Origin of the sequence: Amycolatopsis palatopharyngis (assembly GCF_003385185.1) — a bacterium.
GTDB classification, from domain to species: Bacteria; Actinomycetota; Actinomycetes; order Mycobacteriales; family Pseudonocardiaceae; genus Amycolatopsis; species Amycolatopsis palatopharyngis.
Map to the genome: position 1 here is coordinate 30,805 of NZ_PQHZ01000043.1, position 25,396 is coordinate 56,200.

Genomic DNA, 25,396 nt, shown 5'->3' on the forward strand with positions numbered 1-25,396 from the left:
CCGGGCGGTTCGCCACGCTGCACGAAGCGCGGCGAGCTCACGAGCGGGGAAGGGCCTGCCCCACCGGGACTCGTAGCCCACTTGCCCAAGCTCGTCCACAACACTGTCGAACGCCCGGACGATCGTCCTGGCGAGTGTGGTCAGGAGAAGTTCGACCGCCGGCGTCTGCTCAACTCTGTCCACCGCCACCGAGTGCGTCGGCGATCGTGTAGGCCGGGCTGCCGGTGATCTTGTAGCTGTTGGCGGCGTAGCGCCGGGCGATCCGGATGTCGGCCAGGCCGAGCAGGTCCTGGATCTGCTCGATGGTCGCACCGTTTGCCAGCGCCACTTCCGCCGCCGAACGCCGGGTGGAGTGCGCGGTCAGCTCCGGCAGTCCGGCCGCAACCGACAACGCCCGGATTCGCCGGTCCAGGTCCCGCTGCTTGAGCGCACTGCCGCGTAGCGAAACGAACAGTGGTCCCGACAGCTCAGCCCGGGCCACCCCTTCTCGTATCGCGCGCGCCTTCCAGTACCGCTCGCAAGCCCGCAACACCGTCTCCGGCAGGGGAACAAGGTCGCTCTGGCCGCCTTTTTTGGTGTAGCGCAACGCTGCCCGACCCGCTTCCTCGGTCAGCTCGTCGAACCGCGCGGAGGTCGCTGCCGCGACCCGCAGGCCGGTGGTGAACATGAGCCTGAACTGTGCCGCCTCGCGCAGGGCCACTTCCGTCTCGAGGGTCGCGGCCCGCTCGTCCAGGAATGCGAGGAAGCGCTCCACCTGCTCGGTGGCCAGTGCGGGCAGCGGGGAGAAGTCCGGCGGCTTCGGACGCGACGTTCCCCGTACCGGATTGCGCAGCGCGAGGTCGCCGCCGATCAGATACTCGTACCAGCTCGACACGGCTGCCAGCCGCCGGCACACGGTCGCGGGTGCCGCAGGGTTCACCGACTCCCTGACAGTGCCGGTCGCGGAATCGCGCGTGCGGCGAGTGACTGTCATCGCCGCCTTCCACGCGTCGATGTCGGGACGGCGCGCGTGCAGTGGATCGAGGTCGTTTCGTTCGCAGTGCGCCAGCCAGTCGGCCAGGTCCCGAAAGTAGCCACGGCGGGTGTTGGCCGCGGCATCGACGAGCCAGAGCACGGTAAGGGCCCGCGGGTGGTAGCGATCGCTTCGATCCGGCGGCGGCAGTGCGGGCAGCAACTGCACCGCTGAGCTGATGTCCAACCGCAGCAGTTCCGCCGCGGCACGTGCGTCGACGTCCGCTCCCCGAGCGCCGCTGGAGCCGATCGGCTCCAGTTCCCGCCCGGTGTCCGCACCCTCGGCGAAAAACGTCACGTGACGATCTCCCAGTTTTCGATGGCCGTCCTCGCGAGGTGAACCGGCTGCTACTCGCGTGCCCGCTCACCTCGACTTCCGTCGGCCAGCCTACCGGAAGAACGAGTGATAACAGTCATTATCACCCTTACTTCTCCCGGTCAGTTATTCGCGATACGCGACGCGAGTACTTAACTCGCATATCGCGTACGCGACTGCTAAGTTGATCCGTATGACTGAGGAAGCCCTGGATGACGACCAGCGGGCAGCGGCGGATGCCGACGAGAATGCGGCGCAGGAAACACCGATCTGCCTGCTGGAGGGGTGTGACACGCCGATCCCGTCGAACCGGAAGGGAGGAAAGAAGTACTGCTCGAAAGCCCACGCCGACCAGGCGTCCAGGCAGCGTCGTCAACTCGCGGAGACGACGGCGGGACCAGTACTGGACGAACTCCGGGTGCTGCGGCAGGAGGCCGAGGCCACCTTCGCCGAGTACGCCGCTCCCCTGCTCGCCGCGATCACCTCCTTGCAGGAGCGCTTCGGCACACTCGATTCGTCCGCGGTAGCGGAAACCGCCGTAGCCAGGGAGGCGGCCGCGGCGGCAAAACTGGCCCAGCAGGAGGCACAGGAAGCCGCGGAACAGGACCGCGCCCGCGCGAGTAGCGCCGAACGCGCGGCGGCGGAAGACCGGGAACGCCGGGCACGGGCCGAACGGGACGCGGCCCAAGCCAGCGAGGCCGCCCAGGAGGCCGACATCGCCAGGGCCAAGGCGGAGGGGGCACGGCAGAGTGCGGCGGAAGCCAAGAATTCCGCCGAGGAGCGGGCGGCACTCGTGGCCCGCGAGCTGGCTGACCTGCGTACCGAGCACTCCCGGTTACTGACCAGGCTGCACCTGCTCGACGAGCAACTCACCAGCGACCGGCAACGGCAAGAGGACACCCTGCGGGAACTACGGGAGCAGCATCAATCGGACCTGCGTACGCAGCAGGACCACCACCGGGACCTGGTGCACCGTCTGGAAGCCGACCGGGACCACACACGTACGCAACTCGCCGAGGAACGGCAGGCGCATGCCAGACTGCGCGCGGAGCTGGACCAGGTCCACAGCCGACGGGACACCGAGCGGAACGAAGCGTCGCGCGCGCACGCCGGCGAGCTCGCGGCACTGCACGAACGGATCGCCGAACTCAGCGGCAGCCTGGGCGCGGCACAGGAACGATCAACCGCTGCCGCCACCACTGTGGCGGGTTGGCGCTCAGCACTGACGGAACTCCTCGAGCATCCCACCGAGTCGCTACCCGACCGGCTCCGGTCCTTGGTGGGTCAGCGAGACGACGCCCATGATCGGCCATGACATCGGCCATCCGGGGGTACCGACCACCAACGTTTTGGTTGCAGCGCCCCTTCAACGGTCCGTTTTGTCGGAGGCTCGGAGCATTATCGTTCGGATGAACACCAACGTGGTGCTGTTGCTTCTTGGTCTGGTCGGCGTGTATTTGGCGGCGTCGACGCTGTGGCCTTACACGAAATGCGGTGCGTGCACGGGCGGCAAGCTGGCCTCACCGACCGGACGTTATTGGCGTCCGTGCGGACGCTGTGGTGGCAAAGGACGGCGCCGCCGGTTCGGCGCAGTACTACTGGGCCGTGGACGCTGAAGGATCGACGGTTCTCGGGTTCCCACGAAACCCTGAAGTCCTTAGGATGACCGCGTGCCGGCTGACCTCTCCGCACGTCTCGCCGAAATCGTGGACGCACTTCCGCTACGTCCGCACTCCCGCGTCCTGGAAATCGGCTGTGGTCCGGGCGCGGCGGCACGGGCGGTGGCTGCCCGCCTCGTCACGGGCCACATACTCGCCATCGACCGGTCCGCGAAGGCGGTTACCCAGGCGCGAGCGGGTGCTACCAGCGAGATCGCCGCGGGTCGCATGAGTGTTCGCCAGGCCGCCGCGGAGGACTTCACCCTTCTGCCAGGTGAAGCACCCTTCGACATCGTGTTCGCCGTCCGGGTAGGCGCCCTGGACGGCCGTCATCCGCAGGCGGGCCGTCGAGCGCGGGAGCGCATCGCCGCGGTGCTGGCGCCAGGTGGCAAGTTCTTCGTCGATGGTGGCCGCCCACTACGCGAAATCTCGTTGCCGTAGCGCGCATCCGGCCCGACCCGGTTCAACCGCCGTCCTGCCCATTTCCAGGTTGTTCCAGGGACACGATGATCCGCTGAAGCTGGGCGGCTCGCGCTCGTGGCGTCCTGGCTTTCATCAACCGGAGCAACAGCGCGTACCGGCCGGTCCTGCCGAGCTCTTCGAAGCGGGCCCGGGCTCGCCCGTTGCGCTTCAGCGCCGACGCGAGGTCATCCGGAACGGTGGCCTTACGCTGTGGCTCGTACGCCGCATCCCACCGACCGTCGGCCTTGGCCGCGCGGATCGCCGCGAAACCTGGCTCGCGCATACGCCCGGCGGCGATGAGTGCCTCGACCTTGTCCACATTGACCTGAGACCAGGAACTACGCGGCCGCCGCGGCGAGTACTTCTGCAGATAGTGCGTGTCGTCGCATCTCCTGCACAGGCTGTCGATCCAGCCATAGCACAGGGCGACGTCGAGAGCTTCCGGCAGCGTGACTGTCTTCATGTCCGATCCCTTCTTGGCGATCTTCATCCATACGCCGCCCGGTTTCCGGTCGTGCTGCTCGGTCAGCCAGGACTCCCACTGTGCGACGTCGGCGAAGGCGACGATCTCCAGGTCGTCGCGCGTGTTCACGCGGTCTCCCCGACCGGACCGCCCGCCAGGATCGACAGGTAGTGCGGATTGTTCATGATTCCGAGGATGTTTCCGAACGGATCGACCACCGAAGCGGTGGAGAAGCCCGACCCATCGCCATGGTGGGTAATCGGCAAGTGTTCCTCGGCGCCCAGGGACAGCAGGCGCGCAAGGGTGCCCCGCAGGTCGTCGACGTGCCAGTACACGACGGACCCCGCCGGCTCGTCACCGCGACGGGGAGGGGCGTAGCGGGCGTCGATGATCCCCAGCTCGTGCTCGTAGTCGCCGACACGGAACTCGATGTAGGCGGGCGGTCCCTCCTTGGGATAGGCGTAGTACGCCTCGACACCAAGAACCTGGGTGTACCACCGCTTCGCGGCGGCGAGGTCGTCGGCATAGAAGGAGATGGTGGCTAGTCCTCTGAACATCCGCGTTGTCCTTTCCCGAAGTTGCAGGACCGATCGTGCACGCGAAAGCGCTCATCAAATGAGCACTTTGTTTGCGAAACTGGACCCATGCGCGCCGACCGCCTCGTGGCGACCCTGTTGCTGATGCAGACACGTGGCCGGGTGACCGCCGCCGAGCTGGCAGGGGAACTCGAGGTGTCGGTGGCGACGGCACGCCGCGACCTGGAGGCACTGTCCGCCGCCGGCGTGCCGGTGTACCCGCAGCCGGGACGCGGCGGAGGCTGGTCGCTGGTGGGCGGGGCCCGCACCGACCTCACCGGCCTTACCGCTCCCGAGGCCCAGGCGTTGTTCCTGCTGGCTGGGCCGTCGGCCGCTGTCGCGCCGGAGGTGAGATCCGCCCTGCGCAAGCTGGTCCGGGCCCTGCCGCGGACCTTCCGGGCCGACGCCGAGGCCGCCGCGGCGGCCGTGGTGATCGACTCGGCGCGCTGGGGTGACTCCGATCGCGAGAGACCGGAACTGGTCGACCTGCTGCAGAACGCCGTGGTGCGCAGACGAAAGGTGTGGCTGACCTACTCGAGCCGGACGCGGGAGCAGTCGAAGCGGCTGGTGGATCCGTGGGGGCTGGTCGACAAGGACGACATCTGGTATTTGCTCGCAGGTACCGGGAAAGGACAACGCACGTTCCGGGTGGACCGGATCGTCGAGGTCGCCCTTACCGAGTTCGAAGCCGACCGGCCGGACGACTTCGAACTGGCCCATGCCTGGCGGGGTGTCGTCCACGAGGTCGAGCAGAAGCGCTCGCTCGAATCGGCGACCGTGCTCATTCACTCCAGGTTCGTCTGGGTGTTGCGTGGGCAGTTCGGCCGCCATTGCGAGGTCGGGCAGACCCAGGACGACGGGCGGGTCCGGGTTCGGCTGGCCGCGCCGACGCCACTGTCGATCGCCGAGCACCTGGCTGGGTGGGGCAATCAGGTGGAAGTGATCGACTCGGAGCCCGTACGCGCCCAGCTCGCCAGAATCGGCGCCGAACTCACCGAGCGGTACGGAGCAGGAGAACACGGATGAGACCGTTGGGGATCTTCACCCGCTGATCGAACGGCTGACATCCGATCGCGCGGATTTCCTACGAACGATCGCGGACGGGAACCCGCCAATGATCATGGCCGGCCTCATCCTCCGTTCAACAGGAATTCACCGACGGCAGTTTGTGGCAGACCTTGCGTGAAACAGCAGCCTGACAGTGTGGCCCGCGTCGCTTTTTGTGGGGTTCCCACAACGGAGCGGCTCCGGCATGCGCGATTCGAGACATTGGTGTACCCAGCGGTAATCGACCAGGGTGTAGGCAGGTGCAGGCGACGCTCCGGGACCCGGACGTCGCCTTCTGTGCGTGGTACTTGGGAGGCTCAACCGGTGTTCAGTCGTGTCGCCATCGTCAACCGTGGAGAGGCCGCGATGCGGCTCATCCACGCTGTCCGGGATCTCTCGGCGGAAACCGGGACGGAGGTCGAGACGGTCGCCCTGTACACCGACGCGGACCGCAACGCGACCTTCGTCCGTGAAGCGGACGTCACCTACTCGCTGGGTCCCGCCTCGGCCCGCCCGTACCTCGACCTCGCCGTACTGGAGCGCGCACTGGTGGACACCGGGGCCGACGCGGCATGGGTCGGCTGGGGTTTCGTCGCCGAGGACCCGGCGTTCGCCGAGCTGTGCGAGAAGATCGGGGTCACCTTCGTCGGGCCGAGTGCCGAGGCGATGCGCAAGCTCGGCGACAAGATCGGCGCCAAACTGATCGCCGAGGAGGTCGGCGTCCCGGTCGCTCCCTGGAGCCGTGGCGAGGTCGCCACCCTCGACGACGCGCTGCGCGCAGGCGAGGACATCGGCTACCCGCTGATGCTCAAGGCGACCGCCGGCGGCGGTGGGCGTGGCATCCGGATGGTCGCCTCGCACGAGGACCTGACCGAAGCCTACGAACGCACCAGCCAGGAGGCCCTGCGCGCCTTCGGTTCGGGCGTGGTCTTCCTGGAGCGCCTTGTCACCGGTGCCCGGCACGTCGAGGTCCAGGTCATCGCCGACGGTCAGGGCACCGCGTGGGCGCTGGGCGTCCGCGACTGCTCGGTGCAGCGCCGCAACCAGAAGATCATCGAGGAATCGTCCTCCCCGGTGCTCCAACCGGAACAGACCGCGGAGCTGAAGGCGTCAGCCGAGCGGCTCGCGGTGGCCGTGGGCTACCGCGGCGCCTGCACGGTCGAGTTCCTCTACCACCCCGGCGAGAAGCTGTTCGCGTTCCTCGAGGTCAACACCAGGCTGCAGGTCGAGCACCCGATCACCGAGATCACCACCGGCACCGACCTGGTCAAGCTGCAACTGCACGTGGCGAACGGCGGGAAGCTGGAAGGTCCCCAGCCGGGCGAACTCGGCCATGCCGTCGAGGCCCGGCTCAACGCCGAGGACCCGGATCGCGACTTCGCGCCTTCGCCTGGCCGGATCGCCCGGCTGGCGCTGCCCGCCGGTCCCGGCATCCGCGTGGACACCGGCGTCAGCGAGGGCGACACCATCCCCGCCGACTTCGACTCGATGATCGCGAAGATCATCGCCTACGGCCGTGACCGTGACGAGGCGCTGGCCCGGCTACGCCGGGCGATGGCCGAGACCACCGTGATCATCGAGGGCGGTGCGACGAACAAGAGTTTCGTGCTCGACCTGCTCGACCAGCCCGAGGTGATCGACGCGAGCGCCGACACCGGCTGGATCGACCGGGTTCGCGCCGAGGGCCGTCTGGTCACCCATCGACACTCCGCGATCGCCCTGGCCGCGGCCGCCATCGAGGCCTATCAGGACGAGGAGGAGATCAGCCGCCAGCGGCTGCTGTCCACCGCACACGGCGGCCGCCCACAGGTGCAGCACGAGAGCAGCCGTCCGCTCGACCTCAAACTCCGTGGCATCGGTTACCGCGTGCACGTCGCACGCGTCGGTCAGCGGCGCTTCCGTGTCGGTGTCTCCTGCGGCGGCTCGGACGTACACCCGGCGGACGTCGAGGTCGACCGGTTCGATCGGCACAGCAGTCAGATCGTGGTCAATGGCCAGCGCTTCCGGCTGACCTCGGCCACGCACGGCCCGATCCATCTGGTCGAGGTCGACGGCGTCACCCATCGGATCAGCCGGGACGAGGGCGGCGTCGTCCGCTCCCCCGCACCAGCGCTGGTCGTGGCCACCCCGTTGGCGGTCGACGACGAGGTCGAATCGGGCGCGCCGATCCTCGTGCTGGAAAGCATGAAGATGGAGACCGTGCTGCGCGCCCCGTTCCGCGCGCGGGTACGTGAATGCCCGGTTTCGGTCGGCAGCCAGGTCGAGACCGGCGCTCCGTTGATGCGCCTCGAACCTCTCGCCGAGGACGACGCCGCAGACCCCGCCGAGGGGGCCGCGGGCGCGGGTGAAACCGTCGAGATCGATCTGCCCGCCGAACCGGTGGACTGGTCCGCGGCCGAGCGCGTCGAGCGCGGCCTGCAGGATCTGCGTAGCCTGCTGCTGGGCTTCGACGTCGACCCGCAGGACCATGAGCGCGTGCTGTCCGGGTATCTGTCCGCTCGGGCCGAGCTCGGGGAGCGACCGCTGCCAGGTGAGGTGGACCTGTTGACGGTGTTCGCCGATCTGTCGGAGCTGAGCCGAAACAAGCCAGGCGGCGAGGTGGAGATCGAGCCGGGTAGTCCGGTGCACAGCCCGCGCGAGTACTTCCACAGTTATCTGCAGAGCCTCGACGTCGACCGCGCGGGCATCCCCGAGGGATTCCAGGCCAAGCTCAAGCAGGCGCTCGGGCACTACGGCATCACCGATCTGGATCGGACTCCGGAGCTCGAGGCCGCGGTCTTCCGGATCTTCCTGGCCCAACAACGGATGTCGACCGACGTCGCCGTCGTATCGGAGCTGCTGCGCCGGTGGCTGGCCGGGGCGCCGCCGCTGGAATCACTGAGCGAGCGAGCCGGGCTCACCCTGGAGCACCTGGTCGAGGCCACTCAGGTGCGTTTCCCCGCGGTGTCGGATCTGGCCCGAGGCGTGGTGTTCCGCTGGTTCGCCCAGCCGTTGCTGCGCCGCAACCGAGCCAGGGTCTACGCGGCGGTACGCGAGGACCTCCGGTACCTGGACCACAACCCCGACGCACCGGATCGCACGGATCGGATCCAGGCCATGGTGGCCAGTTCGGAGCCGCTGGTCCGGCTGATCGGTCAGCGCATCGGCCGGCCCGGCCGGGACCACGCGCCGCTGCTGGAGGTGCTGACCCGCCGCTACTACGGCAACCGCGGGCTGTCCGAGGTGACGAGCCGAGAGGCCGCGGGCTGCCAGTTCGTCACCGCCGAGTACACCGGCTCGGGCGGGGTGACGCGTGTGGTCACCACCGCCGTCGACATCGCCGCGCTGCCGGACGCGGTGGCCGCCGTCGGCACCTTCGCCGCCGACCCCACCGAGCATGGGCTGGTCGCCGACCTCTACGTCACCTGGGAGGACCAGCCGGACGCCGACGCGATGGTGATACGGCTCGAAAAGCTGCTTGCCGAGCACCCGCTGCCCGAGGGTGTCCGCCGGATCACCACCACCGTCGCCGGCACCAGCGGTGCGGTGATGCACCACCACTTCACCTTCCGGCGCGACGGCACCGGCTTCGTCGAGGATCGGCTGATCCGGGGTCTGCACCCGCAGATCGCGCAGCGGCTGCAGTTGCACCGGCTGCGCGAGTTCGACCTCACCCGGCTGCCGTCCGCGGACGAGGAGATCTACCTGTTCAAGGCCGTGGCGCGCAGCAACCCGGCCGATGAGCGGCTGTTCGCGATGGGCCAGGTTCGTGACCTCACCCCGCTGCGCGAGACCGACGGCAGGCTGGTCGCGCTGCCCGCGGTCGAGGACGCGATCACCACCTGCCTGGACGCGATCCGCAACATCCAGGCGCAGCGTCCGCAGAACAAGCGGTTCGATACCAACCGGATCATGATGTACGTCTGGCCCTCGACGGAGCTGACCCCGGACGAGCTCAACACGCTGGTCCAGCGCATCCTGCCGACGACGGCGGGCGCGGGGCTGGAGGAGGTCCAGTTCCTGGCCCGCCAGCGCAGGCCAGGAGACGACGAACTGAACGAGATCTCCGTGCGGATCACCCTCGACCCGGGCCACGGCGCACGGCTGCACGTCGGCGAGCCTTCGACGGAGCCGGTCGAACCACTCAACGACTACCGCCAGAAGGTGCTGCGGGCGGCCCGGCGCGGAAACGTCTACCCCTACGAACTGACCGACCTGCTCGCCGGGCCGGACGGCAGCTTCGTCGAGTACGACTTCGACTCCGCCGCGGCACTCGTGCCGGTCGAGCGCCCCAAGGGAAAGAACTCCGCGGCGATCGTCGCCGGTGTCGTCACGACGCCCACCGAGCGGCACCCCGAAGGCATCACCCGGGTCGTGCTGCTCGGCGACCCGACGAAGGCACTGGGTGCGTTGTCGGAGCCCGAGTGCTCGCGGGTGATCGCCGCGCTCGATCTGGCCGAGCGCATGCGGGTCCCGCTGGAGTGGTTCGCGCTGTCGGCGGGCGCGCGGATCTCCATGTCCTCAGGCACCGAGAACATGGACTGGGTGGCGGCCGCGTTGAAGCGGATCGTCACGTTCACCCAGGCCGGCGGTGAGATCAACATCGTGGTCGCGGGGATCAACGTGGGCGCCCAGCCGTACTGGAACGCCGAGGCGACCATGCTCATGCACACCAAGGGCATCCTCGTGATGACCCCGGATTCGGCGATGGTGCTCACCGGCAAGCAGTCGCTGGACTTCTCCGGCGGAGTTTCGGCCGAGGACAACTTCGGCATCGGCGGCTACGACCGTGTGATGGGCCCGAACGGCCAGGCGCAGTACTGGGCCCCTGATCTGCCGGCCGCCCGCAACGTGCTGATGTCGCACTACGACCACACCTATGTCGTACCCGGCGAGGTAGCGCCCCGGAAGGCACGCACGAACGACCCGGTCGACCGTGACGTCTCCGAGTTCCCGCATGCCGTGGTCGGCAGCGACTTCACCCGCGTCGGTGAGATCTTCTCCCCGGAGCACAATCCGGACCGGAAGAAACCCTTCGACATCCGCACGGTGATGCGAGCACTGTCCGACCAGGACCATCCGGTGCTGGAGCGCTGGGCGGGTATGGCCGACGCCGACACCTCGGCCGTGCAGGACGTGCATATCGGCGGCTGGCCGGTGTGCCTGATCGGCATCGAGTCACGGTCGGTGCCCCGGCGCGGTTTCCCGCCCACCGACGGCCCGGACACCTACACCGCGGGCACATTGTTCCCCCGCTCGTCGAAGAAGACCGCCAGGGCGATCAACTCGGCGTCCGGCAACCGGCCGCTGGTCGTACTGGCGAACCTGTCCGGATTCGACGGTTCGCCGGAGTCGATGCGCAAGCTCCAACTGGAGTACGGCGCCGAGATCGGCAGGGCCATCGTCAACTTCGACGGCCCCATCGTGTTCTGCGTGATCTCCCGTTACCACGGTGGCGCGTTCGTGGTGTTCTCCAAGGCGCTCAACCCGAACATGACCGTGCTGGCGCTGGAAGGCTCGTTCGCCTCGGTGCTCGGCGGTGCCCCCGCCGCGGCGGTGGTGTTCTCCGGGGACGTCAACAACCGCACCGCGACCGATCCGAGGGTGACCGAACTGCAGGAACAGGTCTCGGTGGCCAGCGGTGCTGAGCGTGCGGTGCTCAACGCCCAGCTCACCGAGGTGCAGTCGGCGGTCCGGGCGGAGAAGCTCGGCGAGGTCGCCGCGGAGTTCGACCGGGTGCACAACATCCAGCGCGCGGTCGAGGTCGGCTCGGTGGACGCCATCATCAGTGCCGCCGAACTACGACCGCGAATCATCGAAGCCATCGAGCACGCCCGAAAGCCCTGACCCGGGCGGGGAGGGCGAGCCTGCGGTGGCCTTGGGTACCTGTCGTGTATCGAGACCACCGCGGGCTCGCGGCGTCTCACCCGAGCCGCGAGCACTCGCGGTCGATGCCACGACCTCCGTGCGGACGCGCACCAGCCAGCTACCGCAGACACAGCGCCGGTAGCTGACGACGCCCGCCGTCGTCCTGTGCTCCGACACGGCCGCGCAGGTCAACTCGTCCACCGGCCATCCGCATCTCGGGCATCGCTCTCCGCGTGCCGCACTTTCGCGAGTCATCCGCCCACTGTGTTGTAATGGTTCGGTGCATTTCAACCCTTACGGTGGCGCGGCCGCGCAAGTGGCGGCCGCGCTGGTGAACGCCGGCTCCGTTCCCGCTGCCGAACTGCTCGCGCTCATCCGGGCCGAGGGAATGACGCTGACCGACCTCACCGTGGACGAAGGCCCGGAGACAGTGGACTGGGCACGGCGGCTGCGCCAGGTGTTCGAGGAGACCGATCCGGTCGTCCGGATGAATCTGGTGAACCGGCTCCTCGACGACTCCGCGTGCAGGCCCTACATCTCCCGTCATGACGGGCTGGCCCCCCACCTACACTACGCGAGCGAGAGCGCGGGCTCGTTGAGCCGGATCAGGGCTTACACCGCGGGCGGACTCGCGCATCTGATCTGCGACGACCCGGACAGGATCGGGCACTGCGCACGTCCCGGCTGCGACACCGTTTACGTGGACACCTCCCGCAACGGCAGGCGCCGGTTCTGCTCGACCCGTTGCGCCACAAGGGTGCACGTCGCACAACACCGCGATCGGCAACGCGTGTGACAGAACACAGCGGAGCCAGGCCTAGAGTGCGGTTATGACAACTCGTTTCGTGGCATTGGGGGACTCGTTCACCGAGGGCGTCGGCGACGACGATCCCACCTGTCCCAACGGAGTACGGGGCTGGGCCGACCGGACCGCCGAGGTCCTCGCCCGTCACGAGCCGGACCTCGGATACGCCAACCTCGCCGTGCGCGGCAGGCTGCTGCGCGATGTGCTCGCCGAGCAGGTCGGTCCCGCGCTGGAGTTGCGGCCGACGCTGGTCACTCTCTACGCCGGCGGGAACGACCTGATGCGCCCAAAGATCGACCTCGACGCACTCGCGGAGGCCTACGACGACGCCGTGGGTGCCCTCGCCGCATCCGGTGCGAGCGTGGTCCTGTTCACCCGGGTGGATGGCGTGGAAGATCCGTTGTTCCGGCGTATGCGAGGGCGCACCGCGATCTACAACGAACACGTGCGGCTGATCGCCGCCCGCCACGGCGCCCACCTCGTGGACATGTGGGCCATGCGGGTACTGCGGGATCGGCGGATGTGGGCGGCCGACCGGATCCATCTGAACCACAATGGACACACTGCCATCGCGATCGCCGTACTCGACGAACTCGGTGTCTCCCACGACGTCGATCCGGTCGACCTCGGCCCCCGTGAGCCGGTGGACCGCAGGCAGCAGCGCGCCCAGACCTTGCGTTGGGCACGCGAGCACGCGGCACCATGGGTTCGCCGCAGGCTGCGCGGCGAGTCCTCAGGGGATGCGGTGACCCCCAAACGACCGGAACTGTCGCCGGTGGGCCGAATCGGCTGAACACGAACCACCGGAGCACGAACACAAAAAAGGGGACGGGCGGACCGGATGATCGGTCCGCCCGTCCCCTTTTTCGTTCAGGCGCTACTGCCGCGGCGGTGGCCCGCCTTGCGAACCGCCGTACGGTCCGCTGGGCGGCCCGGCGGGCGGCAGCTGACCGCCCTGCGAACCCGCCGGAGGCGTGGTCGGCCCCGGCGGTGGTGTGGGTGCCTGCTCGCCGCGCCGCTGAAACTCCGGCGCGGGAGGCTCGGGCGAACGCTTCGGCAGTGGAGGCGGCTGGCTTTCCTGCTCCTCGTCCTGGTTTCCACCGCGCAGGCTCGACAGCGCCGACGGCACCGAACGCGGACCCGACGTGCTCAATGGCCCAGGAACCTCTTGCCGAGCCACTGCCTCGGCCGCGCGCACGGCCTCTGCCACCTTCGGGTCGGTGCTCGTATCGAACCAGGCCGCCACCTCTTCGTCCTCGACCGGAGGCTGCTGCACGTCCTCGTACTTCGGCGGCTCGTACCGGAAAACCCCGTCGTCGCCCGGCGCGCCGAGCGTACGGGCGAACCCTTCGAGCGCCTTGCCGTAGTCGCTGGGCACCAGCCACACCTTGTTCGCGTCGCCCTGCGCCATCTGCGGCAGCGTCTGCAGGTACTGGTAGGCCAGCACCTCCGGCGTCGGCTTACCGGCCTTGATCGCCGCGAACACCTTCTCGATCGCCTTGGCCTGCCCCTGCGCCTGCAGGTACCGCGCTGCTCGCTCACCCTGTGCCCGCAGGATCCTGGACTGCCGTTCGGCCTCGGCCGCGAGGATCGCCGCCTGCTTGGAGCCTTCCGCCGCCAGGATCTGGCTCTGCTTCTGGCCTTCCGCGGTCTTGATCGCGGACTCCCGCTGACCTTCCGCGGTGAGAATCATGGCGCGCTTCTCGCGGTCGGCGCGCATCTGCTTCTCCATGGAGTCCTGAATGGAGGGTGGCGGGTCGATCGCCTTCAGCTCGACGCGCGCGACGCGGATACCCCAGCGGCCCGTGGCTTCGTCGAGCACGCCTCGCAGCTGGCCATTGATCTGGTCCCGGGAGGTCAGGGTTTCTTCCAGGCTCATGCCACCGACGAGGTTTCGCAGCGTCGTGGTCGTCAGCTGCTCCACACCGACGATGTAGTTCGAGATCTCGTACACCGCGGCGCGCGAGTCGGTCACCTGGAAGTACACGACGGTGTCGATCGACACCGTCAGGTTGTCCTGGGTGATCACCGGCTGCGGCGGGAACGACACCACCTGCTCGCGAAGGTCGATTCTGGCCCGCACCTTGTCCAGGAACGGCACCAGGAAGTTCAGGCCGGGCGATGCGACCGTCCGGAACCGCCCGAGTCGTTCGACGACGGCGGATTGTGCCTGCGGCACCACCATGATGGCCTTCGCGACCGTGACGATCACGAAGAGCGCGATTATCGCGACGACAATTATCGCTGCGGTCCCCAAAACTTTCTCCCCTTCAGACTATTCCGGCCGCGGATGGCCGGTTGCGGGTGCGTGGACCCAGGGTGTGGCGGTTCTGCTCACTCACAGTTCCGCCGAAACGACCGCGGTGGCTCCGGAAATCTCCACTACCGTCACCGACTCGCCCGGCTGGATCACCTGACCGTCCGAGAAACTGCGGGCGGACCAGACGTCCCCGGCGAGCTTGACCTGACCACTCTGGGCGTCCACCGTCGCCACCACGATCGCTTGGGCCCCTACCAGTGCGTCCGTGTTGGTCTTCACGCCTGGACCTGAGAGAAACCGCCGTTTCAAGGCAGGTCTGGCAAGCACGAGCAGACCGATGGAGGCGACTGCGAACACTCCGACGTCGATGAAGATGTTGCCGGTCAGGGCTGCGGAGCCGGCCGCGGCGAGTGCCCCGACGCCGAGCATCAGCAGAACGAGGTCGCCGGACAGTACTTCCGCCACCACCAGTGCGATCCCGATGATGAGCCAGATCAGTGCCGGTGTCATGCGAACATGTTGTCAGAAAGTGACGGTTCGCACTAAGTCGGCGACGGGACGTGATCCACGCGTGACCTGGATCGGGCGTCACCCGAACCTCAATCATCTGTCACCGTGACGAAATCAATCAATCTCTCCACCGCGCCGATCAATGGCGTTTCCAGATCCCGGAAAGAGCTGACTCCGGCCAGAACCCGTTGCCAGCCCTCGTAGGGTTCGCCCCAGCCGAGTGCGCCGCAGATCCCTTCCTTCCACTCCACTCCCCTGGGCACCGAGGGCCATGCGGAGATTCCGACGGAGGCGGGCTTCACCGCCTGCCAGATGTCCACGTACGGGTGGCCGGTGACGAGGACGTTGCCGTCCCGGATTGAATCCACGATGCGCGACTCCTTGCTGCCGCGCACCAGGTGGTCGACCAGAACACCCAGCCGCCGTCCCGGCCCGGTACCGAAGTCCGCGATTCGCTCGGCGAGTTCGTCGACACCGTCCAGCGGTTCCACGACGACGCCCTCCACCCGGAGATCGTGACCCCATACCCGCTCGACGAGTTCGGCGTCATGCTTGCCCTCCACCCAGATACGGGAATCACGGGCTGTCCTTGCCTTCACGCCCGCGACACGGACCGAACCGGAAGCCGATACCGAGGGAACCGCCGGGGCCGATCGGCGCACCGGAACGAGGGTGACCGGTTTGCCCTCCAGCAGGAACGCGGCCGGGCCGAGTGGAAACACCCGATGCCTGCCCCGCGCGTCCTCGAGCACGGCGTTGCCGTACTCGATGCGGATCAGCGCGCCGCAGAACCCGCTGCCTGGGTCTTCGAGGACCAGCCCGGGTTCCGCGGGTACCTCGGCCACCTTGCGCTTTCGAGGCCCGGACAGCACGTCGTCATAGGAGTGGGAACGCACGTTCTCCGACGTTAATGTGCCGGCGCCTGCCCCGCACTGCGCCACGCCGCGACGGCGCTAGGGCACTAGGGAACTACGGCACCAGCTCCAGGATCCGCTCGACCTGGCTGGCCCGGGCGTTACGACGCCGCTGCGCGATCGCCAGCAGGACCGCGAACGAACGGCACCACGCGGTGAGGCGTTCGACGTCCAGTTCCGGGATGGCCGAGGCCAACCTGGAAACCCCGGCGTCGAGGCTGCCGCCGTGCAGCAGTGGCAGCACTGCCCAGTCGGCCGCGTCGACGGCAGGATCGCCAAGGCAGGGCCGCGGATCGATCGCCACGGCTCCCCTCACCGGCCCGGCGTCGAGCACGTTGTCCGGATGCAGGTCGCCGTGCAGCAGCCGCACCGGACCGTCGGCGGCGAGTTCCATCGCCAGCGTGCGCGACCGCGCCACCGCGGCAGGACTCAGCCCGGCGCCCTCGGCGCGACGGCTGAACAGATCGAAGATGAAGCCGAGTCGCTCGCGCAGAGTGATGAACCCACTGGCAGGAACCGGGGTGGTGGCGAGCTGGCCGAGAAGCTCCGCGATCTCCGGGACGGGAAAGTCCGCCCGGCGTTCGGCGAGTGGCGTCGCCGGGCAGAGCCCCTCCAGCAGGAGCGCCCCTTCGGCAGGGGCGGTATCCAGCAGGTTCACCACCCGGCTGCAGCCCGTCCACACGCGCAACGCGGCCGCCTCCGTTTCGGCGATCTCCCGTTCCGGAGTCACCTTCAGCACCACGAACGCTCCGGATGTGTCCTCACCGAGGAAGGTGCGACCGGTACCGCCCGCGACCGAGGAGCGCAGGCGCAGTCCCCAGTGGACCGACAGGTCGGCGACCAGGTCCGGCAGGGCGTCGCACCACGGGCCGACGCCCGCGCCGAACCGGTCCACCAGCCGAGCACGGGAACCTTCGTCGAGTACCAGGGCGGGATCGAGGGCCGTCACGTGCGATCTCGCACGGTTCGGGTCTCCCCCACGGCCATTGCCCACAGGTCCGCCGCGTCCAGGCCGGCTGCCGCCCACTCCTTGCGAATCAGTTCGAGCGGTTGTTCCACCGGTTCCCTGGTCAGCACGAACGTGCCCCAATGCATGGCCGCGAGCCTGCGCGCACCGAGATCCGCGAGTGCGGTTACGGCCTCGGCTGGGTCCATGTGCACCGCTCGCATGAACCAGCGCGGCTCGTACGCGCCGATCGGCATCATCGCGACCTCGATATCGGGGTAGCGTCCGCCGATCTCGCCGAACCAACGGCCGTACCCCGAGTCGCCGCAGTGATAGGAGCGCGGCCCCTGCTCGGGTGAGATCACCCAGCCACCCCACAGTGACCGGCAGGTGTCGAACGCGCTGCGCCTGCTCCAGTGATGTGCCGGAGTGAAGTCGAACCGGACGCCACCGACGTCGGCGGACTCCCACCAGTCGAGCTCGATGACCTCGGTGAAGCCGCGCTTGCGGAACCAGCGACCAAGCCCCGCGCCGACCAGGATCGGTGTGTTCCGGGGCAGTCTGCGGATCGTCGGTGCGTCGAGGTGGTCGTAGTGGTCGTGGCTGATCACCACGACGTCGATCTCGGGCAGGTCCGCCCAGGCCAGTCCAGGAGGTGTGAGGCGCGGTGGCACGCCTGGGATCTTCGCCGACCACACCGGATCGGTCAGGATCGAGATTCCGCCTGTTCGCACCAGATATGTCGAATGTCCGACCCAGGTCCAGCTCGATGTGCCGGGCTCGAGTGCGGGCAGACCCGCGCGCAGGACCGGGATTCGGTCGGCGTTGTCCGTGGGACCACGAAAACCGCCTTCACGCAGGATTCGGAGCAGGTCCAGCGGCCGGGGCAACGGCGAGGTCAGCCGATCACGGTAGGAGACGCGCGTCATGTGTTCAGCCTGCCACCACCCGCGGATTCCGGCTCGCGGCTCGGCCTAGAACAGCGGCCAGGGAATGGCGCGCCATTGGTCGCTGGGTGCGGGAAACACCGGATGCGCCAGCAAACGAGCCGCCCGTTCGCCGATGGCCGAGACCTCGGCGGAGGTCAGATGCCGGCCGAGCGCGATGCCCAGCTCGCCGTCGAGGGCACGCCGCAGCCCGTGCAGTTTCTCCACGACGTCGTCGGCGAGCGCGTCTCCCACCCAGCCCCAGAGCACTGTGCGGAGCTTGGGTTCGGTGTGCAGGCAGATGCCGTGATCCACGCCGTAGACGCGGCCATCGGATCCGGGCAGCACGTGGCCACCCTTACGATCGGTGTTGTTCACCACGACGTCCAGCACCGCGAGCTCACGCATGCCGGGTCGATCGGCGTGGGCCAGCACCGCGGGTTCACCCGCTCGATCGTGCGCGTGCAGTACGACGCGCCAGTCGTCAGGGACGTCGCCGGGAGCACGCACGTCGACGAGTTCGTCGTCGCCGGTGTCCACCCAGAGCTGGACCATGCCCTCACCGAACGGGCCGTCCCGCAGGACGGTCGGCGGTACGACCCCGAGTTCCGCGGCTTCGGCCACGAGGTAGGTCGCCACCTCACGGCCTGCCAGCGTTCCGTCCGGGAAGTCCCACAGCGGTCGCTCCCCGGCCACCGGCTTGTACACGGCGTTGGCCCGCACACCATCCAGCTCGATCGTGCAGAACAGGGTGACGTTCGAGGCATCCACCAGCCTGCCCTCGACCTCCAGCCGCCCCTGCGCGACGAGGTTCTTCGCTGCGGGGTCGTTCGGATCGAGCTCTGGCCGGGTCATTCCTCGGTGAGATCCGAGTCGCGCCGGTATCCGTTCTGCCTGGGGCAGATGTGCCCCTCCGGATCCAGCGGTTCCCCGCACAGCGGGCACGGCTTGCGGCCCGCGCTCACGACGCGTTCCGCGCGTTCGGCGAAGGCTCTGGCGGCGGCGGGTTCGAGGAACACGCGAACGGCGTCAGGGCCTTCCTCGGTGTCGTCGAGTACGACCGTTTCGTCGACCTCGCCCTCGGTGATCGCCAGCAGTTCGATCACGACGGCGCGGCTCTCGGCGTCCCAGCCAAGGCCCATCGTGCCGACGCGGAACTCCTCCTCGACCGGCACGTTCAGCGGTTCGACGTCGCGCAGTTCCTCGGGAACTTCATCGGGGACCTCGGCGCCGAAGCGGTTCGACACTTCTTCCAGCAGCGAGCTGAGGCGCTCGGCGAGGACGGCGACCTGTTGTTTCTCGATCGTCACGCTGATCGTGCGGACGTCCTCGGACGCCTGAAGGTAGAACGTGCGGTCACCGGGTTCCCCGACGGTGCCCGCTACGAAGCGGTCGGGTTGGCGGAAGACATGAATGACACGAGCCATGGCACTCATGACCCTAAGCCACGCCTGCATGATCGGCATCCGCCGCCCCCTCACTCCACGTAAGCCGATGCGATCGGCGACGCTCACACTCTAGGGTGGCCAGATGCCGATGATCACCCCGAACGGATCTTGGACCTCCCCCATCGAGGCCGCTGACGTGGCGGCCGCTGGGGGCACCCCCCAATGGCTGGACGTGGTGGACGGCGAGACGTGGTGGGCACAGTCACGCCCGGCGGAGGGCGGCAGGGTCGCGCTGCTCCGCGCTACCAGCGGCTCCGGCGCGCAAGAGGTGCTGCCCGCGCCCTGGAACGTCCGAAACCGGGTACACGAGTACGGCGGCCGCCCGTGGGTGGTCGTCGGCGGCCTGCTGGTCTTCACCAACTGGGACGATCAGCGCGTCTATGCCATGGACCGCGCCTCCGCGAAGGTGGATCCGATCACCCCGGCGCCTTCGCAGCCGCACGGTGTCCGCTACGGCGACCTGCGTCCGGGACTCGGCGGCGAGGTGTGGGCCGTCCGGGAGCGCAGTACCGGCTCGCGCAGGGCGGACGTCGCCCGTGACCTCGTCGCGCTCTCCGCTTCCGGGGCGCAACCCCGGGTGCTCGCGGCCACCCACCACTTCCTCACCGCTCCGCAGATCTCCCCTGACGGTCGGCGCGCGGCCTGGCTGGGCTGGGACCATCCGGCGATGCCGTGGGACGGGACACAGCTGTGTGTGGCCGATATCGCCGCCGACGGCACCTTCGCCGCGCACCGGGTCGTCGCGGGTGGCGCCGAGGTCTCGGTCTGCCAGCTCGAATGGGAGTCCCCGGACACGCTGCTGGCCCTGCTCGACCCCGATGGCTGGTGGAACCTGCACCGGATCTCCCTTGGCGGCGAGATCACGAACCTCGCACCGGTACCCGCGGAACTCGGTGGTGCGCTCTGGCGGATCGGCTCCCGCTGGTTCGCCCCACTGGGCGGGGGCAGGCACGCGGTGCTGAACTCCGGCAGGCTGGCCGTACTGGACGAGAACACGGCGACGGTCAGCCCGGTGGCGGAGGCGGCCGAGCTCGTTGCGTGGTCGCCGACCATCGCGGTGCACGGTGACACCGTCGCGGGTGTGGCCGCGGGCGCCGTGAGCGAAGGTGCCGTGGTGCACGTGAACCTGCGGACGGGGACGCGGAGCGAACTCGCGGTTCCGGATGAGGGCGGCGCATGGCTGCCCGACCCGGCCTTTCTCCCGGTACCGCACGAGCGGACGTTCAAATCGCGGTCCGGCGAGGAGATCCCGGCCTACGTCTACCCGCCTGCGAATCCCGACCACGCGACTCCCGAGGGAGAGCTACCGCCCTATCTGGTGCATGTGCACGGCGGACCGACCGGAAGGGCGTTCGGCGTCCTCGATCTGGGCTTCGCGTACTTCACCAGCAGGGGTATCGGCGTCGTCGCGGTGAACTACGGCGGGTCCACCGGTTACGGGCGCCGCTACCGGGAACGACTGCGCGAACAGTGGGGCGTCGTCGACGTGCAGGACTGCGTCGACGTGGCCGAGGCACTGGTCACCGAAGGACTGGCCGACCCCGACCGGCTGGCGGTCCGAGGTGGCAGTGCGGGCGGATTCACCTCCGCCGCCTCGATGACCACCGTCCGCACCTACCGTGCGGGCACCGTGCAGTTCCCGATCCTCGACCTCTCCGGGTGGACCGGTGAAGGGGGCGAGACGCACGACTTCGAGTCGCGCTACCTCGACAGTCTGGTCGGGCCGCTACCGGAGGCCCAGGGCAGATATGACGAGCGCTCGCCGATCAACAACACGGATTCGCTGGCCGGGCCGGTGTTGTTCCTGCAGGGCCTCGAGGACGAGATCTGCCCGCCCGAGCAGGCAGACCGATTCGTCGAAGCCCTCGACGGTAGCGGTACAGCGCACGCCTACCTCACGTTCCCCGGCGAGCAGCACGGCTTTCGCAAGGCGGAGACGATCATCGCGGCGCTGGAGGCGGAGCTGTCGTTCTACGGCCAGGTGTTCGGTTTCGCCACACCGGGCGTACCCGCCGTCGAACTGCGTTCGTGATCTCCGCCCCGGTGAGCGCCACCAGAGCACCCAGGCTGCGAAAGGGCGACACGGTCGCCCTGGTGGCACCCGCGGGACCAGTGCCACGGGACCTGCTCGACCGTGCCGTGCTGGTACTGCGTTCCTGGGGACTGGCGGTACGGATGTACGACTCGGTGCACGCGGGGAACCCGACCTTCGACTACCTTGCCGGAACGGACGCGGACAGGGCCGCGGACTTCCAGCAGGCGTGGCTCGACCCGGCCGTGTCCGCGGTTTTCGCGGCGCGGGGTGGGTACGGCTGCATGCGGATGGTCGACCTCGTGGACTGGTCGCGGCTGCGCTCGGCAGGGCCGAAGCTGTTCGCCGGCTCCAGCGATACGACCGCCCTGCACGAGGCGGTCGGCGTTCACCTCGGTCTCAGCACGTTGTTCTCCCCCATGCCCGCGACCTCGCACTTCGACGATGTGGCAGCCGCCGGACTGCGGCGCATGCTCTTCGAACCCGAGCAGGCTGTGCGGCTGGGTGGCCCCGCGGCCGTCGCGCTACGCGGTGGAACCGCCGTCGGCGTCACCGTCGGTGGCAACCTCAGCTTGCTCGTCGCCAGTATCGGAGCTCCCGAGCACCGGCCGGCTCGTGGTGGCATCGCACTGCTGGAGGACGTGACCGAGAACGTGTACCGGCTCGACCGGCTGCTGACCCAGCTTCTGCGGGTGGGCTGGTTCGACGGGGTGGCCGGCATCGCGCTCGGATCATGGACCGACTGCGGTCCGCCCGAGGACATCCGGGCCCTGATGCTCGACCGGCTGGGCCCGCTCGGTGTGCCGATCGTCCAGGAGCTGGGTTTCGGGCACCACAACGGCGCCCTCACCGTGCCGCTCGGCGTGCGGGCACGGCTCGACGCCGACGCGGGCACCCTCACCCTGCTCGAGCCGGCGCTCAGTTGCTGATGGCGCCGGACGGGACGTGCGGCCGCCCGGCCGCCAGCACGAGCCGGACGTCGCGAACGGCGTCGAGGTCCTCGATGGGGTCGCCGCCAACGACGACGAGATCGGCGCGGTAGCCGGGCGCGAGCCTGCCGGTGTGCTCTCCGAGTCGCAGCGCTTCCGCGGCGTCGAGTGTCGCCATGTTCAGGATCTGCTCGCCGGGGAAGCCGAGGAAGCGATAGAAGTCGAGGCTGCCCGCGAAGTTGTCGAAGACCGCGTTGGGCACGCCCGCGTCGGTACCGGCGATCAGCCGGACTCCTTGCTCCGCCATCCAGCGCACCCGGCCGAAGATCTCGGCGGCGCGGTCCTCGCCGAAGCGCTCGGCGAACTTCCGCCAGTTCGGGCTCGCGCCGGTGCAGACGGCGATCCCCTTCGCGGCGATTTCGGCGACCACGTCCTCGAGGACCTCGAATCCGCTCTCCGCCATCCAGGTGCAGTGCTCGATCGTGTCCACCCCGGCCGCGACCGAGTCGGCGATCCCCGTGCTGCCGTGGGCGTGTGCGGCGACCGGGAGCCCCAGCGCGTGCGCCTCCGTCACCACCATCCGCAACTCCTCGGCGGTGAACTGCGACTCCCAGGTCTGCGCGCCGCCCTTGGTCAGCCCGCCGCCCGTGGCCATCACCTTGATCACCTCGGCCCCGCGGGCGGCGTTCTCCCGCACCTTGGCGCGGATCTCCTGCTCCCCGTGCACTTCACCGCCGAGGAACCAGCAGTGACCGCCGGGCACAGTCAACGGTGTGGTGGCGGCGACGATCCGTGGTCCCGGGTAGTGGCCGTCGGCGATCGCGTCGCGCAGCCGGACGGCGAGCCCGTCCCTGTCCCCGAGGTCGCGAACGGTGGTTACGCCGTTGTCGAGCAGTTGGCGCGCGCGATCCGCCATCCCTGCCAGTAGGGTCTCGTCGTCCAGTTCCCGTACGGCGGTGACCGGGTCCGCGCTCGCGTCGAACGCCAGATGAACGTGGGCGTCGATCAGCCCCGGCAGCACGGTGCAGCCCGGGAAGTCCTTGTGCGTCGTGGCGCTGGAAACACCGGACGCCAGCTCGGCGCGTGGTCCGACGGCGACGATCTCGGAGCCGTTGACCAGCACCGCGCCATCGGCGATCCGGGTTCCCGCCGGACCCACGAGCACGTGATCCGCGGAGATCAGCGTTTCCACCGCCTGCGCCACCGTCCTTTCCGTCACCAGCTTGATGTCGTGGGCGTCTGCCGACCCTTACGCGGGTTGGGCGCGAAGGGCGTCGGCAAGGTCGATCAGTTCCCGCACGTCGTCCTCGAGGCCCTCGCCGGCGGGCATGGCCACTCGCGATGCCCGCGCGTCGACGTCCTTGCCCTCGGCCCTGGCGTGCAGTGCCGCGCGTAGCAGGCCGGCAAGTTCGGCGGGCCGGGCCGGCTGGTCCGAGGGCAGGCCGGTCCTGGCCCGCTCCTGCGCGAGGTACGGGCTCAGCCACACCAGACCATCACGGCACTCGATCACCCTGCGGTAGTACCTGCGGTGCATCGCGCGCAGACTCAGCAGGTCACGGCGGCCGGCGGAGGGGACTCTGCCCAGTACGTGCTCGGGATAGGCGTCGTGCAGGAGAGTCCACAGTGGACGAAGCTGGTGGTACTGCCTGCGGTGCTGCCACCACACTCGCCCAGCCGCCCAGCGAGTGGCCACCGATGGGTAGATGACGCCGATGACGAACAGCGGGATCGCGATCATCAGTACGAGACTGGCCGTCGCCGAGATCGGCGCGGGGGGCGTACCGCTCTGCCAGCGGATCACGACCAGCACGCTGCGCACGCCACTGGCGAGCACCATGGCGGCCATGCCGACCGCCGCGATCCGCAGTCCGGTCGACAACGGTCTGCGCGATGAGCCGGCATAACGCAGGGTGGATCTCAGCGCCATCGCGATCGCGTAGAAGAGGTAGAGCCCGCCGAAGAAGTAGAACGCGGCCACGGCGGTGTGGCTCATGTCCCCGGTGCTGAACGTGTGACCGCGCAGGGCGGGCGGCGTGGCGAGGGTGGCGGCGGTGATGGCGGCGATGGAGAACGCGAGTGGCAGCAGTTCCCACCGTGCGCGCCGCCGTCCGTTTTCGGCGTCCTCGGCGGAGAACAGGTAGAAGCACATCAGCCAGTACACGGCGACCAGCAGCATCACGTTCTGCAGCCACTTCGCCGTGCCTGGCGCGATCAGCGAGTCCGCCCAGCGGGCGCCCGCAGGCAGACCGAAGGGGAACGCGATCGCGGCGGAGACGAGACAGAACGTGACCGCACGCAGCGGAAGGTCGTGCGGTGCGCGCGTGACCTGGCGCAGCTTCCACACAACGGCGGTCAGCAGAAGCACCCCGAACGCGATGCTGAACGGACTCACAGCCACCCCTGTCGGTCGTGTCCTCCAGAGCGAGACCCTACTGCACGACAGAGTGACGAACCCCCGGTAACCCCGACTTGGCAGTTCCCGTGCCCGACTTGGCAGTTCCCGTGCCCGACTTGGCAGTTCCGGTGCCCGAGTTGGCAGATCCCGTGCCCGACTTGGCAGTTCCTGCGCCGGTCCCCTCTCGCGGCACGTATCCACAGTAGCCTGAGGCCATGCGACTCGACCCGGACCAGGCGCGTTCGTGGTTCGAATCCGCCAGGGTCGCCAGGTTGGCCACGGTGGGTGGAGACGGGCGCCCGCACCTGGTGCCGGTTACGTTCACCGTGCTCGGCGCGCAGATCGTCTTCGCCGTCGACCACAAACCCAAGCGCACCAGGGACTTGCGCAGGCTGCGCAACATCGCCGAGAACCCCGAGGTGTGCTTTCTCGCCGACGGCTACTCCGAGGACTGGGACCAGCTGTGGTGGGTGCGCGCCGACGGCGTCGCCGAAGTTCTCGACCCGGAGGGGGAGGTTGCGGTCGCGGGCACCGAGACCGCCCTCGACGCCCTGTCGGCGAAGTACCGGCAATACCGCACACATCGCCCGACCGGCCCCCTCGTCCGCACCACGGTCACCCGCTGGTCAGGTTGGGCCGCCTCCTCCTGACCCCACGCCTTTGGGTTGTCTGCAAGTACCACCAAGCAAGATCCACAGCGTCGTCAACTGCTACCAAGCGGCGCTACCAGGGTCACGACTTGGCGGTAGAAAAAGCCGTAAACAATCTTGCTTGGGCGTACTTGCAGACGTACCAACCTGGTGCGGGAGGGCTGGGTCCGGCGGGCCGGGGTCAGGTGCGGCGGGTGGGAGC

22 protein-coding genes are annotated in these 25,396 nt (G+C 68.8%); 10 read left to right on the forward strand and 12 right to left on the reverse strand.

What is annotated here, in order from left to right:
* Positions 1-169 precede the first annotated feature (169 nt).
* Positions 170-1,309 carry a tyrosine-type recombinase/integrase gene (locus D0C15_RS26005; protein WP_116050503.1) on the reverse strand — a complete coding sequence of 380 codons (1,140 nt, stop codon included), beginning with the start codon at positions 1,307-1,309 and terminating at the stop codon, positions 170-172.
* 211 nt (positions 1,310-1,520) lie between these two features.
* On the opposite strand from D0C15_RS26005, the gene D0C15_RS26010 reads away from it, so the two are divergent.
* From D0C15_RS26010 to D0C15_RS26015, 3 genes are all read left to right on the forward strand, one after another.
* Entirely contained in the window at positions 1,521-2,642 is a 1,122-nt protein-coding gene (locus D0C15_RS26010) for a hypothetical protein (protein ID WP_116050505.1), read from the forward strand.
* A 94-nt stretch (positions 2,643-2,736) separates the two neighbouring features.
* Positions 2,737-2,943 carry a hypothetical protein gene (locus D0C15_RS34295; RefSeq protein WP_162830263.1) on the forward strand — a complete coding sequence of 69 codons (207 nt, stop codon included), beginning with the start codon at positions 2,737-2,739 and terminating at the stop codon, positions 2,941-2,943.
* Positions 2,944-2,997: 54 nt separating this feature from the next.
* Complete coding sequence (locus tag D0C15_RS26015) at positions 2,998-3,426, forward strand: SAM-dependent methyltransferase (protein WP_116050507.1); 429 nt, start codon at positions 2,998-3,000, stop codon at positions 3,424-3,426.
* A 22-nt stretch (positions 3,427-3,448) separates the two neighbouring features.
* Here D0C15_RS26015 and D0C15_RS26020 read toward each other — a convergent pair whose 3' ends face one another.
* Together D0C15_RS26020 and D0C15_RS26025 are read right to left on the reverse strand one after the other, a co-directional pair.
* Positions 3,449-4,039, reverse strand: coding sequence for a YdeI/OmpD-associated family protein (locus D0C15_RS26020; protein ID WP_245976244.1), 591 nt, complete (start codon positions 4,037-4,039; stop codon positions 3,449-3,451).
* Positions 4,036-4,467, reverse strand: coding sequence for a VOC family protein (locus D0C15_RS26025; protein ID WP_116050509.1), 432 nt, complete (start codon positions 4,465-4,467; stop codon positions 4,036-4,038). Before D0C15_RS26025 ends, D0C15_RS26020 begins: the two co-directional genes overlap by 4 nt.
* An 87-nt stretch (positions 4,468-4,554) precedes the next feature.
* On the opposite strand from D0C15_RS26025, the gene D0C15_RS26030 reads away from it, so the two are divergent.
* The 4 genes from D0C15_RS26030 (at position 4,555) to D0C15_RS26050 (ending at position 12,977) form a co-directional block, all read left to right on the forward strand.
* On the forward strand, positions 4,555-5,511 hold the full coding sequence (locus tag D0C15_RS26030) for a helix-turn-helix transcriptional regulator (protein WP_116050511.1): 957 nt from the start codon (positions 4,555-4,557) through the stop codon (positions 5,509-5,511).
* A gap of 345 nt (positions 5,512-5,856) precedes the next feature.
* Entirely contained in the window at positions 5,857-11,358 is a 5,502-nt protein-coding gene (locus D0C15_RS26035) for an ATP-binding protein (protein ID WP_116050513.1), read from the forward strand.
* Between the two features lie 301 nt (positions 11,359-11,659).
* Entirely contained in the window at positions 11,660-12,175 is a 516-nt protein-coding gene (locus D0C15_RS26045; RefSeq protein WP_116050515.1) for a CGNR zinc finger domain-containing protein, read from the forward strand.
* Positions 12,176-12,209: 34 nt separating this feature from the next.
* A complete protein-coding gene (locus tag D0C15_RS26050; protein ID WP_116050517.1) occupies positions 12,210-12,977 on the forward strand; it encodes an SGNH/GDSL hydrolase family protein in 768 nt (255 codons plus the stop codon).
* A gap of 84 nt (positions 12,978-13,061) precedes the next feature.
* Here the strand turns inward: D0C15_RS26050 and D0C15_RS26055 are convergent, their stop codons facing one another.
* From D0C15_RS26055 to D0C15_RS26085, 7 genes are all read right to left on the reverse strand, one after another.
* Positions 13,062-14,369, reverse strand: a complete 1,308-nt coding sequence (locus D0C15_RS26055) for an SPFH domain-containing protein (RefSeq protein ID WP_245976249.1) — start codon at positions 14,367-14,369, stop codon at positions 13,062-13,064.
* A 153-nt stretch (positions 14,370-14,522) separates the two neighbouring features.
* Positions 14,523-14,954 (reverse strand): NfeD family protein, encoded by a 432-nt coding sequence (locus D0C15_RS26060; protein WP_116050521.1) that lies wholly within the window; start codon positions 14,952-14,954, stop codon positions 14,523-14,525.
* Positions 14,955-15,043: 89 nt separating this feature from the next.
* Entirely contained in the window at positions 15,044-15,850 is an 807-nt protein-coding gene (locus D0C15_RS26065; RefSeq protein ID WP_116050523.1) for a DUF3097 domain-containing protein, read from the reverse strand.
* Between the two features lie 73 nt (positions 15,851-15,923).
* A complete protein-coding gene (locus tag D0C15_RS26070) occupies positions 15,924-16,817 on the reverse strand; it encodes an aminoglycoside phosphotransferase family protein (RefSeq protein WP_116050525.1) in 894 nt (297 codons plus the stop codon).
* Positions 16,814-17,743 carry an MBL fold metallo-hydrolase gene (locus D0C15_RS26075; protein WP_116050527.1) on the reverse strand — a complete coding sequence of 310 codons (930 nt, stop codon included), beginning with the start codon at positions 17,741-17,743 and terminating at the stop codon, positions 16,814-16,816. The genes D0C15_RS26070 and D0C15_RS26075 overlap by 4 nt, the downstream gene beginning before the upstream one ends.
* 45 nt (positions 17,744-17,788) lie before the next feature.
* The gene (locus D0C15_RS26080) at positions 17,789-18,595 is read right to left on the reverse strand and encodes an SCO1664 family protein (protein WP_116050529.1); all 807 of its coding nucleotides are present in this window, start codon (positions 18,593-18,595) and stop codon (positions 17,789-17,791) included.
* Positions 18,592-19,167 carry a DUF3090 domain-containing protein gene (locus tag D0C15_RS26085; RefSeq protein WP_116050554.1) on the reverse strand — a complete coding sequence of 192 codons (576 nt, stop codon included), beginning with the start codon at positions 19,165-19,167 and terminating at the stop codon, positions 18,592-18,594. Before D0C15_RS26085 ends, D0C15_RS26080 begins: the two co-directional genes overlap by 4 nt.
* Positions 19,168-19,270: 103 nt before the next feature.
* Between D0C15_RS26085 and D0C15_RS26090 the strand changes: the two genes are divergently transcribed.
* Together D0C15_RS26090 and D0C15_RS26095 are read left to right on the forward strand one after the other, a co-directional pair.
* On the forward strand, positions 19,271-21,220 hold the full coding sequence (locus tag D0C15_RS26090) for a S9 family peptidase (RefSeq protein ID WP_116050531.1): 1,950 nt from the start codon (positions 19,271-19,273) through the stop codon (positions 21,218-21,220).
* Positions 21,221-21,231: 11 nt separating this feature from the next.
* The gene (locus D0C15_RS26095) at positions 21,232-22,149 is read left to right on the forward strand and encodes a S66 peptidase family protein (protein WP_245976245.1); all 918 of its coding nucleotides are present in this window, start codon (positions 21,232-21,234) and stop codon (positions 22,147-22,149) included.
* On the opposite strand, the gene D0C15_RS26100 is transcribed toward D0C15_RS26095, so the two are convergent.
* A complete protein-coding gene (locus D0C15_RS26100) occupies positions 22,139-23,368 on the reverse strand; it encodes an amidohydrolase family protein (RefSeq protein ID WP_245976246.1) in 1,230 nt (409 codons plus the stop codon). The two genes, D0C15_RS26095 and D0C15_RS26100, sit on opposite strands and share 11 nt — an antisense overlap.
* Positions 23,369-23,398: 30 nt before the next feature.
* Entirely contained in the window at positions 23,399-24,541 is a 1,143-nt protein-coding gene (locus D0C15_RS26105; protein WP_116050533.1) for an MAB_1171c family putative transporter, read from the reverse strand.
* Between the two features lie 218 nt (positions 24,542-24,759).
* On the opposite strand from D0C15_RS26105, the gene D0C15_RS26115 reads away from it, so the two are divergent.
* Complete coding sequence (locus D0C15_RS26115; protein WP_116050536.1) at positions 24,760-25,194, forward strand: TIGR03668 family PPOX class F420-dependent oxidoreductase; 435 nt, start codon at positions 24,760-24,762, stop codon at positions 25,192-25,194.
* The last annotated feature ends 202 nt before the right edge of the window (positions 25,195-25,396 follow it).